General features: G+C 77.6%; 3 protein-coding genes. All 3 read left to right on the top strand.

The genetic code is table 11. The features are described from left to right. Window positions 1-188: 188 nt before the first annotated feature. The 3 genes from ACZ47G_RS32925 to ACZ47G_RS32915 are packed head-to-tail and all read left to right on the top strand — an operon-like array spanning window position 189 to window position 17,869. Window positions 189-9,731, top strand: a complete 9,543-nt coding sequence (locus ACZ47G_RS32925) for a type I polyketide synthase (protein ID WP_465749042.1) — start codon at window positions 189-191, stop codon at window positions 9,729-9,731. Window positions 9,732-9,776: 45 nt separating this feature from the next. Next, complete coding sequence (locus ACZ47G_RS32920) at window positions 9,777-16,661, top strand: hybrid non-ribosomal peptide synthetase/type I polyketide synthase (RefSeq protein WP_465749040.1); 6,885 nt, start codon at window positions 9,777-9,779, stop codon at window positions 16,659-16,661. A gap of 20 nt (window positions 16,662-16,681) precedes the next feature. Next, entirely contained in the window at window positions 16,682-17,869 is a 1,188-nt protein-coding gene (locus ACZ47G_RS32915; protein WP_465749038.1) for an acyl-CoA dehydrogenase family protein, read from the top strand. Window positions 17,870-18,385 lie beyond the last annotated feature (516 nt).

The raw sequence follows: 18,385 nt of genomic DNA, 5'->3' as shown, positions 1-18,385 counted from the left end.
ACGCTGATACTCTTGCGATCATGCAGACAGCTCAGAGGTGCGCGCCGACTACCGGGAACGGGTCGGGCCGGATCTGAGCCCGGCTGGTCGACGGTACGTCAGGTCGCTTGATTCGCAGGCCTGTTGAGCCACCTCCGATCGGCCGCTGTCCGATCGTCCGGGGACACGGGGGTGCGTCGATGAAGGACATGGCCAGGTACGACGGGGGTGGTCTGCCGTCCGGCGCGGTCGCCGTGGTCGGCATCGGCTGCCGCTTCCCGCAGGCGGACGGGCCGGAGGCGTTCTGGCGGCTGCTGCGGGCCGGCGGGGACGCCGTCACCGACCGCCGGGGCGGCCGGGGCCCGGCCCGGGGCGGCTTCCTGGAGCGGGTGGACGGCTTCGACCCGGAGTTCTTCGGCATCTCGCGCCGCGAGGCCGCCGCCATGGACCCGCAGCAGCGGCTGGCCCTGGAGCTGGCCTGGGAGGCGCTGGAGGACGCCCGGATCCCACCCGGTGGGCTCGGTGGCAGCCGGACCGGCGTCTTCCTCGGGGTGATCGCCGACGACTTCGCGACCCTGCTGCACGGCCTCGGCCCCGAAGCGGTGACCGGGCACACCCTGACCGGGCTGCAGCGCGGGGTCACCGCCAACCGGATCTCCTACGCGCTGGGCCTGAACGGGCCGAGCCTGGTGGTGGACACCGGGCAGTCGTCCTCGCTGGCCGCCGTCCACCTGGCCTGCGCGAGCCTGCGCAGCGGCGAGTCCGAACTGGCGCTGGCCGGCGGGGTGAGCCTGATCCTCGCGCCGGAGAGCACCCTGGCCCTGGAGCGGGCCGGGACGCTGTCGGCGGACGGGCGCTGCTACACCTTCGACGCCCGCGCCAACGGCTACGTCCGCGGTGAGGGCGGCGGGGTCGTCGTCCTGAAGCCGCTGGCGGCCGCCGTCCGGGACGGCGACCGGATCCACGCCGTCATCCGCGGCAGCGCCCTGAACAACGACGGGGCCACCGAGACCCTGCCCACCCCCGGCCGGGCCACCCAGCAGCGGGTGCTGCTCGCCGCCTGCGCCGACGCGGGCGTCGCGCCGGGCGAGGTCCAGTACGTCGAACTGCACGGCTCGGGGACGCGGGCCGGCGACCCGGTCGAGGCCGCCGCGCTCGGTGCGGCGCTGGGCTCGGCCCGGGCGGCGGGCGACCCGCTGCTGGTCGGGTCGGTGAAGACCAACATCGGCCACCTGGAGGGCGCGGCCGGGATCGCCGGGTTCATCAAGGCCGTGCTCTGCGTGGGTGCGCGCGAACTGGTACCCAGCCTGAACCACACCGGCCCCGGCGGGCGGATCCCGCTGGACGAGCTCAATCTGCGGGTGAACACCGCCACCGGCGGCTGGCCGTCGCCGGAGCGGCCGCTGCTCGCGGGCGTCAGCTCCTTCGGGATCGGCGGCACCAACTGCCATGTGGTGCTGGCGGATTGGCCGGTCGCCGAGCAGGCCGCCGAGCAGGCCGCCGAGCAGGTCTCAGAGCAGGCCGCTGAGCAGGCCGCTGAGCCGGCCGTCGAGTCGGCCGTCGAGCAGGCCACCGGTGACCACCAGGCCGGCGTGCTGCCCTGGGTGCTGTCCGCCCGGGACGAACCCGCGCTGCGCGAGCAGGCGGAGCGGCTGCGGGCCCGGGTGGCCGAGCGGCCGGAGCTGGAGCCGGCCCCGGTGGGCCGCTCGCTGGCCGTCACCCGCAGCACCTTCGAGCAGCGCTGCGTCCTCCTCGCGGAGGACCGGGCCGGCTTCCTCGCCGAACTGGGCGCGTGGTCGGCCGGTCAGCCGTCGGCGGCCGTGGTGACGGGCCGGCACGACGGCCCGCCGGTCCGGCCGGTCTTCGTCTTCCCCGGCCAGGGCTCGCAGTGGACGGGCATGGCGGCCGGGCTGATCGCGACCTCGCCGGTGTTCGCCGAGCGGATCGAGGCGTGCGCCGAAGCCCTCCGCCCTTACGTGGACTGGTCGTTGACCGAGGTGCTGGCCGAGGCGCCGGGCGCCCCGGCACTCGCGGGCGACGAGGTGATCCAGCCCGCGCTGTGGGCCGTGATGGTCTCGCTGGCCGCGCTGTGGCGCTCGGCCGGGGTGGAGCCCGCCGCCGTGGTGGCCCACTCGCAGGGCGAGATCGCCGCCGCCACCGCGATGGGCGCGCTGTCGCTGGCGGACGGCGCCCGGATCGTGGCGCTGCGCAGCCGGGCGCTCCGGCGGATCGCGGGCCGCGGCGGGCTGCTGTCCGTCGAACTGCCGCCGGGCCGGGTCGAGTCGGGCCTGGCGGCGGTGGACCCCCGGCTGTCCGTCGCGGCCGTCAACGGCCCCGCCCACACCGTGGTCGCCGGGCCGGTGGCCGCGCTCGACGCGCTGGCCGCCCACTACGGGCCGCGGGTGCGCACCCGGCGGGTGCCGATCGACTACGCCTCGCACAGCCCCGCCGTCGAGGAGCTGCGGGCGGAACTGCGCACGGCCTTCGCCGGGCTCACCCCGCGGGCGACCGCGGTGCCGTTCCACTCGACCGTCACCGGGGCGCCGATCGACACCGCCGAGCTGGACGCCGGCTACTGGTTCCGCAACCTGCGCGAGCCGGTCCGGTTCGGCCCGGCCGTCGAGGCGCTGCTGGCCGCCGGTCACCGCACCTTCCTGGAGGTCAGCCCGCACCCGGTGCTGGCGATGGGCGTCCGGCAGGCGATCGAGGCGCGGGGCGTGGACGGCGCCGCGCTGAGCACCCTGCGGCGCGGACGCGGGGACCGTCGGCGCTTCCTGACGGCGGCGGCCGAGGCCTTCGTCCACGGGGTGGCGGTGGACTGGGCCGCGCTGCTGCCCGGTACGGCACCGCTGGTGGACCTGCCGACCTACCCGTTCCAGCGCCGCTCCTACGGGCCGACTGGGCTGCTCGGGGCCGGGCTGCTCGGGGCCGCGCCGGCCGGGGCCGTGCCGCAGACTCGCGAAGCGGCCCCGGCGCACGTCGCGTCGGCGGTGGACCCGCGGTCCGTGCTGGAGCTGGTCCGCAGTCACACGGCGGTGGTGCTGGGCGCCGGATCGGCCGCCGACGTCCGGCCCGGGCGGACGTTCCGGGAGCTGGGCCTGGACTCGGCCATGGCGCTCGAACTGCGCGACCGGCTGGCCGCCGCGACCGGGCTGACCCTGGAGAGCACCGTCCTCTACGACCACCCGAGCCCGGCCGCCCTGGCCGGTGCGATCGGGGGGCGGCAGGTGGGCGCGTCGGCGGACGCGCCCACCGAGCAGCCGCCGGTGGCAGCGCCCGAGCAGGCCGAGCAGGCCGAGCAGGCCGAGCAGGCCGTACCCGTGCCGGCCGGGTCTGAGCAGGCCGAGCAGGCCGAGGACGACGACCCGGTGGTCATCGTCGGCATGGCCTGCCGCTTCCCCGGCGGGGTCCGCTCGCCCGAGGACCTGTGGCGCCTGGTCGCCACCGGCACCGACGCCACCGGCGACTTCCCCGACGACCGCGGCTGGGACCTCGCCGCCCTGCACCACCCCGACCCCGAGCGGACCGGGACGTCCTACGTCCGCCGGGGCGGCTTCGTCCACGGCGTCACGGACTTCGACGCCGAGTTCTTCGGGATCAGCCCGCGCGAGGCCGCCGCCATGGACCCGCAGCAGCGGCTGCTGCTGGAGGTCGCCTGGGAGGCGCTGGAGCGCGCCGGGATCGACCCGACGACCCTGGCGGGCAGCCGGACCGGCGTGTTCGCCGGGGCGATGCACTCCGGCTACGGGCCCGGCATGGAGACGGCCGGCCCCGGCGTCTCCGGGCACCTGCTCACCGGCACCAGCGTCAGTGTGGTCTCCGGCCGGATCGCCTACCTGCTCGGCCTGAACGGGCCCGCGCTGACCGTGGACACCGCCTGCTCGGCCTCGCTGGTGGCGCTGCACCAGGCGGTGCGCTCGGTGCGCTCCGGGGAGTGCTCGCTCGCGCTGGCCGGCGGGGTCACCGTGATGGCGACGCCCGGCATGTTCGTGGAGCTCTCCCGCCAGCGGGTGCTGGCCGCCGACGGCCGCTGCAAGGCCTTCTCCGCCGAGGCCGACGGCACCGGGTGGGGCGAGGGCGCGGGCATGCTGGTGGTCGAGCGGCTCTCGGACGCCCGCCGGCACGGCCGCCCGGTGCTGGCGGTCGTCGCCGGCAGCGCCGTCAACTCCGACGGCGCCTCCAACGGGCTGTCCGCGCCCAGCGGCCCCGCCCAGCAGCGCGTCATCGAGGACGCCCTCGCCGACGCCGGGCTCACCCCGCGGCAGGTCGACGCGGTGGAGGCGCACGGCACCGGCACCGCGCTCGGCGACCCGATCGAGGCGAACGCCCTGCTGGCCGCCTACGGGCGGGAGCACGACCGGGAGCGGCCGCTGTGGCTGGGCTCGCTGAAGTCCAACATCGGGCACGCCCAGGCGGCGGCGGGCGTCGGCGGCGTGATCAAGATGGTCCAGGCGATCTCGCACGCGACGCTGCCCGCCACCCTCCACGTCGACCGGCCGTCCCCGCACGTGGACTGGACGGCCGGCTCGGTGGCCCTGCTGGACCGGGCCCGGCCCTGGCCGCGGACCGGCGGGCCCCGGCGCGGCGGTGTCTCCTCCTTCGGGATCAGCGGCACCAACGCCCATGTGATCCTCACCGAGCCCCCGGCCGCGCCGGGCCCGGCGGCCGAGCCGGTACGCCCGGCCGTGGTCCCGGTCGTGCTGTCGGCCCGCACCCCCGACGCGCTGCGCGCCCACGCCGGCCGGCTGGCCGACGCCCCGCTCGACCCGCTCGACGCCGCACCGGCGCTGACCGCCCGCGCCACCCTGGACGAACGCGCCGTGGTGATCGCCGCCGACCGGCCGGAGGCCGAGCAGGCGCTTGCGGCCCTGGCCCGCGGCGAGGACGTCCGCGGCGTGGTCACCGGCCGGGCCGGCGAACCCGGCCGGACCGTCCTGGTCTTCCCCGGCCAGGGCGGCCAGTGGCGCGGCATGGCGGCCGCGCTCGCCGCCGAGAGCCCGGTCTTCGCGGCCCGGCTGGCCGAGTGCGAACGCGCCCTCGCCCCGTACGTGGACTGGTCGTTGGCCGAGGTACTGGTCGGCGCCCCGCTGCTCGACCGGATCGACGTGGTGCAGCCCGCGCTGTGGGCCGTGATGGTGTCGCTGGCCGAGCTGTGGCGCGCGGCCGGGGTCGTCCCGGACGCCGTGGTCGGCCACTCCCAGGGCGAGATCGCCGCCGCCGTCGTCGCCGGGGCGCTCTCCCTGGAGGACGGCGCCCGCGCCATCGCGCTGCGCAGCGGCGTCGCCGTCGAACTGATGGGCCGGGGCGCGATGGCCGTCGTCCCGCTGCCCGCCGAGCGGGTGCGGGAACGGCTCGGCACGCTGAGCGTCGCCGCCGTCAACGGCCCGGGCAGCACCGCCGTGGCCGGGGCCCCGGAGGAGATCGCCGCCCTGGTCGAGGGCTACCGGGCCGAGGGCGTCGAGGCCCGGGTGATCCCGGCGGCCTTCGCCTCGCACTGCCCGGCGGTCGAACCGATCCGGGAACGGATCCTGGCCGGGCTGGCGCCGCTGGCCCCACGCCCCGGCGGGACGCCGCTGATGTCCACGGTCACCGCCGACTGGCAGGACGGCGCCGCACTCGACGCGGGCTACTGGTACCGCAACCTGCGGCACACCGTGCGCTTCCAGGAGGCCGTCGAGGCGCTGATCGCCTCCGGCCACACCACCTTCGTCGAGGTCGGCCCGCACCCGGTGCTGACCGGCAGCATCGGCCGGATCCTGGCGGAGGCCGGCACCGACGGGATCGTCACCGGCTCGCTGCGCCGCGAGGACGGCGGCCTGCGCCGCTTCCTCACCTCCGCCGCCGAGGCCCACGTCCGCGGCCTGCCGGTCGCTTGGGAACGGCTCACCGGCACCGCCGCCGACCCCCACCCCGAGCTGCCCACCTACCCCTTCCAGGGGCGCCGCCACTGGCTCACCGCCACCGCCGGACCGGCCGCCACCGCCGGACCGGCCGGCACCGCCGACCTCGGCCAGGCCCCCGCCGACCACCCGCTGCTCGGCGCGGCCGTCGAACTCGGCGACGGCGAAACGGTGTTCACCGGACGGCTGGCCACCCGCAGCCACCCCTGGCTGGCCGAGCACGCCCTCGGCGGGGTCACCGTCCTGCCGGGCACCGCGTACCTGGACCTGGCCCGGCACGCCGGCGCCCGGGCCGGGGCGGACCGGATCGAGGAACTGACCGTCACCGTGCCGCTGGCACTGCCCGAGGACGGCGCCGTCGAGCTGCGGGTCAGGGTCTCCGGCGCGGACGGCAACGGGCTGCGGACCTGCCGGATCCTCGGCCGGGCCACCGGCGGGGAGTGGACCGAGCACGCCACCGGCACCCTCGGCCCCGGCACCCTCGGCACCGGCACCCTCGGCCCCGGCACCGCCCCGGCGGCCGACCCCGCCGCGGCGGCCGCCCCGGTGGCCGTCGCCTGGCCGCCCGCCGGTGCGACGCCCGTCCCGGTGGAGCGCGTCCACCAGGACCTCGCCCTGCACGGCCACGCGTACGGACCGGTGTTCCAGGGCCTGCGGGCCGCCTGGCGGCGCGACGGCGAGCTGTTCGCCGAGGCCGAGCTGCCCGAGCCGGCCGCCGCCGGGGCCGGCGCCCACCGGCTGCACCCCGCGCTGCTCGACGCCGCCCTGCACGGCCTGCTGGCCGACGCCCCGGGCCGCCCGGGGCGGTGCCTGCAACCGCTGCGCTGGCGCGGGGTGTCGCTGACCGGCGCCGCCGGCCCGACCGCCCTGCGGCTGCACGCGGCGCCCGCCGGGGACGGCTTCCGGCTGACCCTGACCGATGCCTCGGGAGCCCCGGTGGGGCTGGTCGAGTCGCTGGAACTGTGCCCGGTCGCGACCACCGGCGGCCCGGTCGACCCGGCCGCCGCCGCGCGCGACGCGCTGTTCGCGCTGGACTGGCAGCCGCTGCCCGGGGCGCCGGCCGCGCCGTCGGCGGCCGGGCTCCGGCCCGTCCGCTGGGACGCCCTCGACCCGGCCGCCCGGCCCGCGCACACCGTGGTGGCCTGCCCGACGGGCGAGGACGGGACCGACCCGGCCACGGCCGCCCGGACCGCCACCCGCCGCACCCTGGAACTGCTCGGCCGCTGGCTCGCCGAGGACCGCCCGGCCGGCTCCCGGCTGGTGCTGGTCACCCGCGGGGCCGTCCCCGTCCGCCCCGGCGAGAGCGTCCGGGACCTCGCCCAGGCGGCCGTCTGGGGCCTGGTGCGGACGGCCCAGGTCGAGCACCCGGGCCGGTTCGTCCTGGTCGACCTGGCGCCGGACGCCCCCGAGGTGCCGGCCGCGGCGCTGACGCCGGCGGAGGACCAGCTCGCGGTCCGCGGCGACGCCGTCCTGGTGCCCCGGCTGGTGCCCGCCGCGGGCGACCCCGCGCTGCGGCCCCCCGAGGACGCCACCGCCTGGCGGCTGGAGCCGTCCGAACGCGGCACCCTCACCGGCCTGGCACTCCGGCCCTGCCCCGAGGCCGCCGCCGAACCCGGCCCCGGCCTGGTGCGGATCGCGGTCCGCGCCGCCGGGCTCACCTTCCACGACGTGCTGGGTGCCCTGGACCTGCACCAGGACGACCCCGGCCCGCTCGGGTCGGCCGCCGGACGGGCCCTGGGGCTGGAGGGCGCGGGCGTGGTCACCGCGACCGGCCCCGGGGTCACCGGCCTGGCCGTCGGCGACCGGGTGATGGGCCTGATCCCCGCCGCCTTCGGCACCGTCGCCCACGCCGACCACCGCACCCTGGTCCGGATCCCCGCGGACTGGTCGTACCCCCGGGCCGCCGCCGTGCCCGTCACCCATCTGACGGCCCTGCACGCCCTGGTCGAACTGGGCGGGGTGCGCGCGGGCGACGCCGTCCTGATCCACGCCGGCGCGGGCGGCGTCGGCACGGCCGCCGTCCGGCTCGCCCGGCACCTGGGCGCCGAGGTGTTCGCCACCGCCGCCCCCGCCAAGTGGCCCGCGCTGCGCGCCCTCGGCCTGGACGACGACCACCTCGCCTCCTCCCGCGAGCCCGGCTTCGGCGCCCGCTTCGCCGAGCGGCTCGGCGGGCGGCACGGCGGGCGGCACGGCGGGCGGCACGGCGAGCGGCTCGGCGGCCGGGGGATGGCCCTCGTACTGAACTCGCTGACCGGCGAACTCCTCGACGAGTCCCTGCGGTTGCTGCGCCCCGGCGGCCTGCTGGTCGACCTCGGCCGGGCCGACCGGCGCGACCCCGCCGCGGTGGCCGCCGCCCACCCGGGTGCCCGCTACCACGCGATGAACCTGCTCCGGCTGGCGCCCGAGCACCTCGGCCGGCTGCTGCACCGGGTGGTCGAGCTGTCCGCCGAGGGAGCGTTCGGCCGACCCACCGTCACCGACCTGGACGTCCGGCGCGCACCCGAGGCCTTCGGGCTGCTGCGCCGGGGCGGCCACATCGGCAAGGTGGTGCTGACCGTGCCGCCCGTCCTCGACCCGGACGGCACCGTCCTGATCACCGGCGGGACCGGCGCCATCGGCCGGGCCCTCGCCCGGCACCTGGTCACCGCGCACGGCGCCCGACGGCTGCTGCTGGCCGGGCGCCGCGGCGGCACCGCGCCGGGAGCCGCCGAGCTGGCGGCCGAACTGGCCGGGCACGGCGCCGAGGTGCGGTTCGCCGCCGTCGACGTCGCCGACCGGGCCGCCGTCGCCGCGATGATCGACGCCGTCCCCGCCCGGCACCCGCTCACCGCCGTGGTGCACGCCGCGGGCGTGGTGGACGACGCCCCGATCGGCACACTCACCCCCGAACAGGTCGACCGGGTGATGCGCACCAAGGCCGACGCCGCCTGGCACCTGCACGAACTGACCGCCCGCCACCCGCTCACCGCCTTCGTGCTGATCTCCTCCGTCATGGGGACCCTCGGCGGCGCCGGCCAGGGCGGCTACACCGCCGCCAACGCCTTCCTCGACGCGCTCGCCCGGCAGCGCCGCGCCGAGGGCCGGCCCGCCCTCGCGCTGGCCTGGGGCCTGTGGGACGACCCGGACGGCATGCTCGGCGCCCTCGGCGACGCCGACCGCGCCCGCTTCGCCCGCGCCGGACTGGTCGCGATGGCGCCCGGCCTCGGCCTGGCCCTGCTGGACGCGGCGCTGCCCTCACCGCACCCCGCCCTGGTGCCCGCCCGGCTGGACCGCGCGGCGCTGCGCGAACTCGGCGCGGACCTCCCGCCGGTGCTGCGCGAGGTCGTGGCGGCGGCTCCGGCGGACCGGACCGGGGTCGCCCCCGCCCGGCGGCGACCGATCCGGGAGGAGCTGGCCGGGCGGTCTGCCGGTGAACGCGCCGATGTGCTGGCCGAGTTGATCCGCGCCCAGATGTCCGCCGTACTGGGCTGCCGGCCCGAGGCGGTGCCCGCCGACCGGCCGTTCGGCGAGCTCGGGTTCGACTCGCTCACCTCGGTGGAGTTCCGCAACCGGCTCGGCGCGGCCACCGACGTCAAGCTGCCCGTCACCCTGCTGTTCGAGGCGCCGACGCTGCCGGAACTGGTCGCCGTACTGGACGCCGAACTCGCCCCGCCGGCCGCCGGGCCCGCGGCGGTCCCGGAGCCTTCGGCTGCGAAGTCCGAGGAGCCCGAGGAGCCCGAGGAGCCCGAGGGGCATGAGGTGCCCGCGGTGGTCCCGGAGCCGCCGGCCGACCCCGGGGCGGACGTGGCGGCGCTGGTCGAAGCCGCGAGCGCCGAGGAGCTGTTCGCCTTCATCGACCGCCAACTCGCCTGACCCCGCCCTGACTTCACCCCGACCCCCAGCAAGGACCGATCCGTCATGGCATCAGCACCAGCCGCGGCAGCCGACGAGAAGCTGCTCGGATACCTCAAGCGCCTCACCGTCGACCTGCACCAGGCCCGCGAGCGCCTGCGCGAGCTGGAGGAGGGGGAGCACGAGCGCGCTCGCGAGCCGATCGCGATCGTCGGCATGGCCTGCCGCTACCCGGGCGGGATCGACTCGCCCGACGCCCTGTGGCGGCTGCTGGCCACCGGTGGCGAGACCGTCGGCGCGTTCCCCCGGGACCGCGGCTGGGAGGACGGCCTGCACGACCCCGCCACCGGCGACGGCCGCAGCCTGACCGGCACCGGCGGCTTCCTGCACGACGCGGCGGACTTCGACGCGGCCTTCTTCGGCATCAGCCCGCGCGAGGCCCTGGCCATGGACCCCCAGCAGCGGCTGCTGCTGGAGACCGCCTGGCGGGCCTTCGAGGACGCCGGGATCGACCCGGAGTCGGTGCGCGACACCGAGACCGGGGTGTTCACCGGGCTGTCCTGCCTCGACTACGGGCAGGGGCGCGGCGAGGTGCCCGAGGAGGCCGAGGGCTTCCTGACCACCGGCTCGGTCGGCGGCGCCGCCTCCGGCCGGCTCTCCTACGCGCTGGGTCTGCGCGGGCCGTCGCTCACCGTGGAGACGGCCTGCTCGTCCTCGCTGGTGGCGCTGCACCTGGCCGTCCAGTCGCTGCGCCGCGGGGAGTCCGCGATGGCGCTGGCGGGCGGCGCGACGGTGATGGCCACCCCGCAGCTGTTCACCGAGTTCACCCGGATGCAGGGCCTGGCCCCGGACGGCCGGTGCCGCCCGTTCTCGGCGGCCGCCACCGGCAGCGGGCTCGCCGAGGGCGTGGGCGTGCTGCTGCTGGAGCGGCTGTCGGACGCCCGGCGGCTGGGCCACCCCGTGCTGGCCGTGGTGCGCGGCACCGCCGTCAACCAGGACGGCGCCAGCAACGGCTTCACCGCGCCCAGCGGCTCCGCCCAGCAGCGGGTCGTCCGGCAGGCGCTGGCCGACGCCCGGCTGTCGCCCGGCGACGTCCAGGTGGTCGAGGCGAGCAGCACCGGCACCCCGCTCGGCGACCCGATCGAGGCGCGCGCCCTGCTGGCCGCCTACGGGCGCGACCGGGAGCGGCCGCTGCGGCTCGGCTCGCTCAAGCCCAACATCGGGCACACCCAGGCGGCGGCGGGCGTCGCGGGGGTGATCAAGACGGTGCTGTCGATGCGGCACGGGCGGCTGCCCGCCACCCTGCACGTGGCCGAGCCGACCCCGCACGTGGACTGGTCGGCGGGGGCGGTGGAACTCGTCGCGGCGGAGTGCGCCTGGCCGGAGACCGCCGGGCCGCGCCGGGCCGGGGTGTCCTCGCAGGGCATCACCGGGACCAACGCCCATGTGATCCTGGAGGAGGCTCCGGCCGTCCCGGAGGCTCGGTCCGAGCCGGAGGCCCGGCCCGAGCACGAGGACAGCCCCCGGCTGCTCACCCTGTCGGCCCGGACGCCGGCCGCCCTCGCCGAACTCGCCGCAGACTACGCCGAGTTGCTCTCCGACCGCGCCGCCGCTCCGTCGCTCGCGGCGATCTGCCGGACCACCGCCCTCGGGCGGGCGCACTTCGCCCACCGGCTCACCGCCGTCGCCTCCTCCCGCGCCGAGCTGCGGGACCGGCTGGCCCGGGCCGGCGCCGGCGGGCAGCCGCCGTCCGGCGTCCGCCGCGGGGTGCGCGGCCCCGAGGGCGGCCGGGGGCCGGTGTTCCTGTTCACCGGCGCTCTCGATCATCAACTCATCGACTCCGCCATGGAGTTGGCCGAGTCCGAGCCCGTCTTCCGGAGCGCCCTGGAGTGCTGCGCCGAGGCGCCCGGCGACCGGCCCTCGTCGTTCGCCGTGCAGTACGCGCTCGCCGAGCTGTGGCGCTCCTGGGGCGTGCGGCCCGCCGCTGTCCTCGGGTACGGCGACGGCGAGCCGCCGGCCGCCTGCGTCGCGGGCACGACGAGCCCGGAGCAGGCGGCCCGGACCGCGGTCACCACCGCCGTACCGGAGCGGTTCGCCGAGGGCCTGGCCGCACTGCTGCGCGACGGGCACCGCACCTTCGTGGAGATCGGGCCGGCCTCGCCGCTGCTCGACCCGGCCCGGACGGCCGGGGACGCCGAGTTCCTGCCCTCCCTGCGCGCGGGGGAGGACGCCCGGCACACCCTGCTGGACGGCCTCGGCGCGCTGTACGTCCGGGGCGCGCGGATCGACTGGGCGCGGGTGCACGGCGAGCCGGTCGGACCGCCGGTGCCGCTGCCCGGCTACCCGTTCCAGCGCGAGCGGTACTGGCTGTGGAGCGGAAACCCCCGCCGGGACGAGGCGCCCGCACCGGCCGGTGGGCCGCTGGTCGCCCAGGTCCGGCTGGTCGGCGCCGACGGCACGCCGGTGGCGCTGGCCGAGGGCGTACGGCTGGAGGCGGTGGCCGCACCCGAGGGCGCGCCCCAGGCCGCACCCGAGCCCGCACCCGAGCCCGCACCCGAGCCCGCACCCCGGGGCACCCCGCCGCCGGACGAGGACGTCGACGCGCTGGTGGCCGGCATCGTCGGCCGGGCGCGCGGCGCGGCCGTCACCGGCGAGGACCTTCGACTGCCGCTGCGCAGCCTCGGCGCCGACTCGCTGATCGCGATGGACATCCGGCAGACCCTCGCCCGCCGGCTCGGCGTCGACCTCCCGCTGCCCGACCTGCTGGACGGCCGCAGCGTCGCCGACCTCGCCCGAAGCGTCCGGGCCGCCCGCGACGCCCGCGACGCCCGCGACGTCCGCGACGTCCGGGCCGCCGACGCGGACCAGGCGGAGCGGTCCGGCCCGGCACTGGTCGCCGACCCGGCGGCCCGCTACGAGCCGTTCCCGCTCACCGACCTCCAACAGGCCTACCTGGTCGGCCGGACCGACGCCTTCGAGCTCGGCAACGTCCCCACCTCCTTCCTGGTCGAGGTCGACCTGACGGACACCGACCTCGACCGGCTCGCCGCCGCCCTGCGGCAGCTGATCGACCGGCACGACATGCTCCGCGCGGTGGTCTCCCCGGACGGCCACCAGCGAGTGCTGGCCGAGGTCCCCGACTACCGGATCGCCACCGTCGACCTGCGGGCCCACGACGAGGCCGAGCGCGCCCGCCGGCTCGCCGGGATCCACCGGGAGTTGCGCGACCAGGCCTTCGACACCGAGGTCTGGCCGCTGTTCGACGTCCGGGCGAGCCTGCTCGACGACCGCACCACCCGGCTGCACCTCAGCTTCGACGCGCTGATCATCGACGGCCGCAGCTCCGGCCTGCTGTTCCGGGAGTGGGCGCAGGCCTACCGCTCCGGCGCCCCCGGGACGCCCGCCCCGGGCGTCAGCTACCGCGACTACGTCCTCGCCGCGGCGCGGCCGGACACCGAGCAGCGCGCCCGGTCGCTCGCCTACTGGCAGCCGCGCCTCGCCGCCCTGCCGCCCGCGCCCCGGCTGCCGCTGCGGCCCGGCCCGGCGCCGCGCCGGCCGGTGTTCGGCCACCGCACGGCCCGGATCGAGCCCGCGGCCTGGCAGCGCTTCCGGGCGAACGCCGATGCGGCGGGCGTCTCGCCCTCGGCCGCCCTGTGCGCCGCCTACGCCCAGGTGCTCGGTGCCTGGAGCGAGTCGCCGCGGTTCACGCTCAACCTGCTGGCCTTCCACCGGCGTCCGCTGCACGAGGACGTCGGCCGGGTCCTCGGGAACCTCAGCTCGACCACCCTGCTGGAGGTCGACGCCGCCCCCGCCGAGGGCTTCGCGGCGGGCGCCCGGGGGCTGCAGCACCGGCTGCTGACCGACCTCGACCACGGGCACGTCAGCGGCGTGGAGGTGCTGCGCGAGCTCAACCGCACCCGCGGCGGGACGGGCCTGGCGAGCATGCCGGTGGTGTTCACCAGCACGATCGGCTTCTCGGGCCGGGGCAGTGCAGGTGCGGGCGGCGGAGGTGCGGCCGGCGGAGGTGCGGGCAGCGGCGGCGCAGGCGGCGCGCTCACCGCCCTCACCACGCTCGGCACCTCCGGCTGGCTGGCCTCCAGCTCGGTCCGCACCCCGCAGGTGTGGCTCGACCACCAGGCCCTGGAGGAGGCCGGGGAGCTGGTCCTGAACTGGGACGTGGTCGAGGAGGTGTTCCCCGACGGCGTGGTCGACGGGATGTGGCAGGCCTACCAGGACCTGGTGCGGGAGCTGTGCGACGAGGCGGCCTGGCGCCGCCCGGCGACCGTACCCGTCCCGGCCGCCGACCTCGCGCTGCGACGGGCCGTCAACGCCACCGACGCGCCCGCCCCCGCCGAGCTGCTGCACGACGGCTTCCTGCGGCAGGCCGCGGCCCGGCCCGAGGCGCCCGCCGTCATCACCGCCACCCGGACGCTGAGCTACCGCGAACTGGACCGCCGCTCCGACCGGATCGCCCGCCGGCTGATCGAGCACGGCGCGGGCCCGGGCGCGCTGGTCGGCATCGTGACCGACAAGGGCTGGGAGCAGGTCGTGGCCGCCCTCGGCATCCTCAAGGCCGGCGCCGCCTACGTACCGGTGGACGCCGCGACGCCCGCCCGCCGGCTCCGGCTGATCGTCGAGACCGCCGGAATCGACCTGGTGCTGACCCGCTCGGCGCTCGCCGACGGCCTCGAACTGCCCGACGGCACACGACACGTGAACGTCGACACCGAGCCCGAGTGCAACGGCGCGGACGGCCCGCTGCCGCCCTCCCCGGCCCGCCCCGAGGACCTCGCCTACGTCATCTTCACCTCCGGCTCCACCGGCGTCCCGAAGGGCGTGATGATCGAGCACGCCGGCGCGGTCAACACCGTCCGGGACGTCAACGACCGCTACGGCGTCACCGCCGAGGACCGCGTCCTCGCCCTGTCCGCGCTCAACTTCGACCTCTCGGTCTACGACCTGTTCGGCCTGCTCGCGGCCGGCGGGGCCGTCGTCCTGCCCGACGAGTCGGCCCGCCGCGAACCGGCCGCCTGGCTGGACCTGGCGGAACGGCACCGGGTGACGCTCTGGAACAGCGTCCCCGCGCTGATGGAGCTGTTCACCGAACACCTGCGGGCCGTCGGCGGCGCGCCCCCGCTGCGCCAGGTGCTGCTGAGCGGCGACTGGATCCCGGTCACCCTCCCCGCCACCATCGCCGCACTCCTGCCGGGCGCGCGGACCAGCAGCCTGGGCGGCGCGACCGAGGCGTCCATCTGGTCCATCGAGCACCCGATCGACCAGGCCGACCCGGAGCGCGCGAGCATCCCCTACGGCCGGCCGATGCGCAACCAGCGCTTCCACGTCCTGGACGAGGCACTGCGGCCCCGCCCGGCCTGGGTCCCCGGCGAGCTGTACATCGCCGGCACCGGCCTGGCCCGCGGCTACCTCGGCGACGAGGCCAAGACCCGCGCGGCCTTCCTGCGCCACCCGGTGACCGGGGAACGGCTCTACCGCACCGGCGACCTCGGCCGCTACCTGCCGGACGGCGACATCGAGTTCCTCGGGCGCGCCGACTTCCAGGTCAAGATCCAGGGGCACCGGATCGAACTCGGCGAGGTCGAGGCGGCGCTGCTGCGCACGCCGGGCGTCCGGGCCGCCGCGGCGGTCGCCGAGGGCGAGCGGGGCGGGCCCCGGCGGCTGGTCGGCTACGCGGTGGCGGGCCACGGCGCCACGGAGGAGCAGCTGCGCGAGGCCCTCGGCCGGGAACTGCCCGGCTACCTGGTGCCCGCCCGGATCGTCCTGCTCGACGAACTGCCGCTCACCGACAACGGCAAGGTCGACCGCCGCCGGCTGCCCGCACCCGGCGAGACGGCCCCGCGCTCCGCCGAAGCCGTCCCGCCGCGCGACGCCGCCGAACGTCAACTCGCGGAGATCTGGGCCGAGTTCTTCCCGCCCACCGGCCAGCCCACCGGCCAGCGCACCGGCCAGGGTGCGAGCTGGAGCATCGGCGTCACCGAGAACTTCTTCGACCTCGGCGGCGACTCGATGCTCGCGGTGCGGATGATGGCCCGGATCCGGCAGCGAACCGGCCGCGCGCTGCCGGTCGCCACCCTGCTCGCCCGGCCGACCGTCGAGGCCCTCGCCGAGGCGCTGCGCGAGCAGCCGACCGGCGACGAGGGCCGGGCGGCGCTCGTCCCGGTCCGGCCCGGCGGGACCAGGCCGCCGCTGTTCCTGGTCCACCCGGTCGGCGGCGACGTGCTCTGCTACGCCGGGCTCGCCGCCCTGCTGGACCCGGACCAGCCGGTGCACGCGCTCCAGTACCCCGACCTCGAACCCGCTTCAGGGACCGTGACCGAACTGGCCGCCCACTACGCCGACGCGATCACCGCCCGGTTCCCGGACGGCCCCTACCGGCTCGGCGGCTGGTCCATGGGCGGCGTGATCGCCCTGGAGGCCGCCCGGCTGCTCACCGACCGGGGCGCCACCGTCGAACTCGTCGCCGCCATCGACCTGCTCGAACCGCCCGGCCGCACCGAACCCCTCCCCGACCCGGCCCTGCTCGCCCACTTCGCCCGCGACCTCGCCGGACTCGCCGGCCGCGACTGGAACCCCCGGCCGGCCGAGTTCGAGCCCACCGGCGGACGCTCCCCGATCGCGGAACTGCGCACCCGCGCCCGGCAGGCCGGCGTCCTCCCGGACGACCTCGACACCGCCACCCTCGACCGCCTCACCGGCCGCTTCCTCCACCTCAGCCGCGCCCTGGCCGAACACCGACCCACGCCGTACCCCGGCCGGGTCCGGCTGCTGCGCGCCATGGACGGCGCCACCACCGCCACCACCCGGCAGTGGCTGGACCTCCTCGGCGACCGCGCCGAGGCCGTCGACCTGCCCGGCGACCACTACAGCGTCATGCGCGCCCCGTACCTCCGGACGCTGGCGGCCGAACTCGACAAAGCGCTGACCGACCTGTGAACCCCCGTCAGGAGAACTGGATGACCATCGTCGAACTCCCGTCCCGGGCAGCTGAATCGGGTCTCACCGAAGCCGAACCGGGTCTCGCTGAACCGGGCCTCGCCGAATCGGGTCTCACTGCCGCCACCGTGCTGGCCCGGGTCCAGGCCTACGCGGTAGGCCTGCCGGCCGGCGCACCGGACACCGAGCGGCACGGCCGCATCCCCGCCGAAGTCCTCGACGGCCTCAAGGCCACCGGCCTGCTGCGCGCCGCCCTGCCGCCCGCCCTCGGCGGAGTCGAACTGACCGCGCCCGAACTCACCCGCGCCATCGACCTGTTGGCCGAAGGCGACGCCTCGGTGGCGTGGTGCGCGGCCGTCGCCCTGAACGCCTCCCTGGCGGTCGTCTCGCTGTCCGCCGAGACGCACGCCGAACTCTTCCCCGACCCGGACCTCATCACCGCCACCGTGCTGCCCCCCACCGGGCGGGCCGTCCGGCACGGCGACGGCTACCTGCTCACCGGCCGGTGGACGCACGCCAGCGGCATCACCCACGCCGACCGGGTGCTGGCCGGCTTCCGGACCCCCGACGGCACCCCGCGGATCGCCGTCCTCGACGCCGCCGACGTCCGGATCCTCGACACCTGGCACACCACCGGCCTGCGCGGCACCGGCTCCCACGACATCGAGGTCACCGACCTCCCCGTCCCGGACCACCACACCTTCGCACCCCCGCCCGCCGGCACCGGCCACCACCAGCCGCTCCACCTGCGCGCCGACAACCTCGCCCTCAAGATGGCCGGCATCCCGCTCGGCATCGCCCGCTCCGCCCTGACCTGCACCCGCGACCTCCTCACCGGCCGCCGCGGCAACCTCCCCAGGCCCTCCGCCCCGGCCGACCTCGCCCACGCCGAAGCCCTCATCGGCGCCGCCGACGCCTACGTCTACACCACCCTCGACCGCGCCTGGGCCGCCCAGGCGGCCGGCCGCACCCCCGAGCGCGGCACCGCCGCCCTCGCCCGCCAGTTCGCCCACCGCGCCTGCCGGGAAGCCGTCCAGCTCCTCTACGACCTCGCCGGATCCGCCGCCGTCTACACCGACCGCACCCCCCTCGACCGCAACCTCCGCGACCTCATCACCGCCACCCGCCACATCGCCTCCGCCGAACCCCTCCTCGACGCCATCGGCGACCTCCGCCTCGGCGGCACCCCACCCTCCCCCCACCTCTGACAGAACCTCGAACCCCCACGAATCCGCCCCCGCCCCGGGAGTCCCGGGGCGGGGACGGTATCAGGGGCACCTCCCGGCCGACGGCTGGGTGAGCGGCGCCCCCGCCCGGCAGCGCGGTAGCCCCCAGCCACCGAAGCCCGGCGGGCGTTCGGGAAGCCCAGCGCCCCCGCCCGGGAACCTCGGGTGGGGGCGGTTCTGTTGGCCGAGGTGAGGAGGCCACAGTGGTGGCCTCCTGGGATGCGGGGCTCCTCCCGGCAGGCGGCCGGGCACCGGCGCCCCGCAGCCGCGAGGTCGCACCCCGCGCCGCCGACGCTCACCGCCACCCCGCGCCCGCCACCCCGCGCCCGCCACCCCGCCCCCGCCGGCGCGGGGCCCTCCAGGCGCCGAAGTCCAGTAGGCGTTCGACACGACTGGCGCCCCTGCCCGGGAACCTCGGGTGGGGGCGGTTCTGTTGGCCGAGGTGAGGAGGCCACAGTGGCGGCCTCCTGGGATGCGGGGCTCCTCCCGGCAGGCGGC

This window comes from Kitasatospora sp. NPDC030952, assembly GCF_055571335.1.
The sequence above is the reverse complement of the archived record's forward strand: the minus strand, read 5'-3'. Positions and strand labels throughout refer to the sequence as shown.

Bases quoted from the DNA above. Each gene is read 5' to 3' on its own strand.
- ACZ47G_RS32920 (WP_465749040.1), top strand. From the start codon at position 9,777: ATGGCATCAGCACCAGCCGCGGCAGCCGACGAGAAGCTGCTCGGATAC.
- ACZ47G_RS32915 (WP_465749038.1), top strand. From the start codon at position 16,682: ATGACCATCGTCGAACTCCCGTCCCGGGCAGCTGAATCGGGTCTCACC.
- ACZ47G_RS32925 (WP_465749042.1), top strand. From the start codon at position 189: ATGGCCAGGTACGACGGGGGTGGTCTGCCGTCCGGCGCGGTCGCCGTG.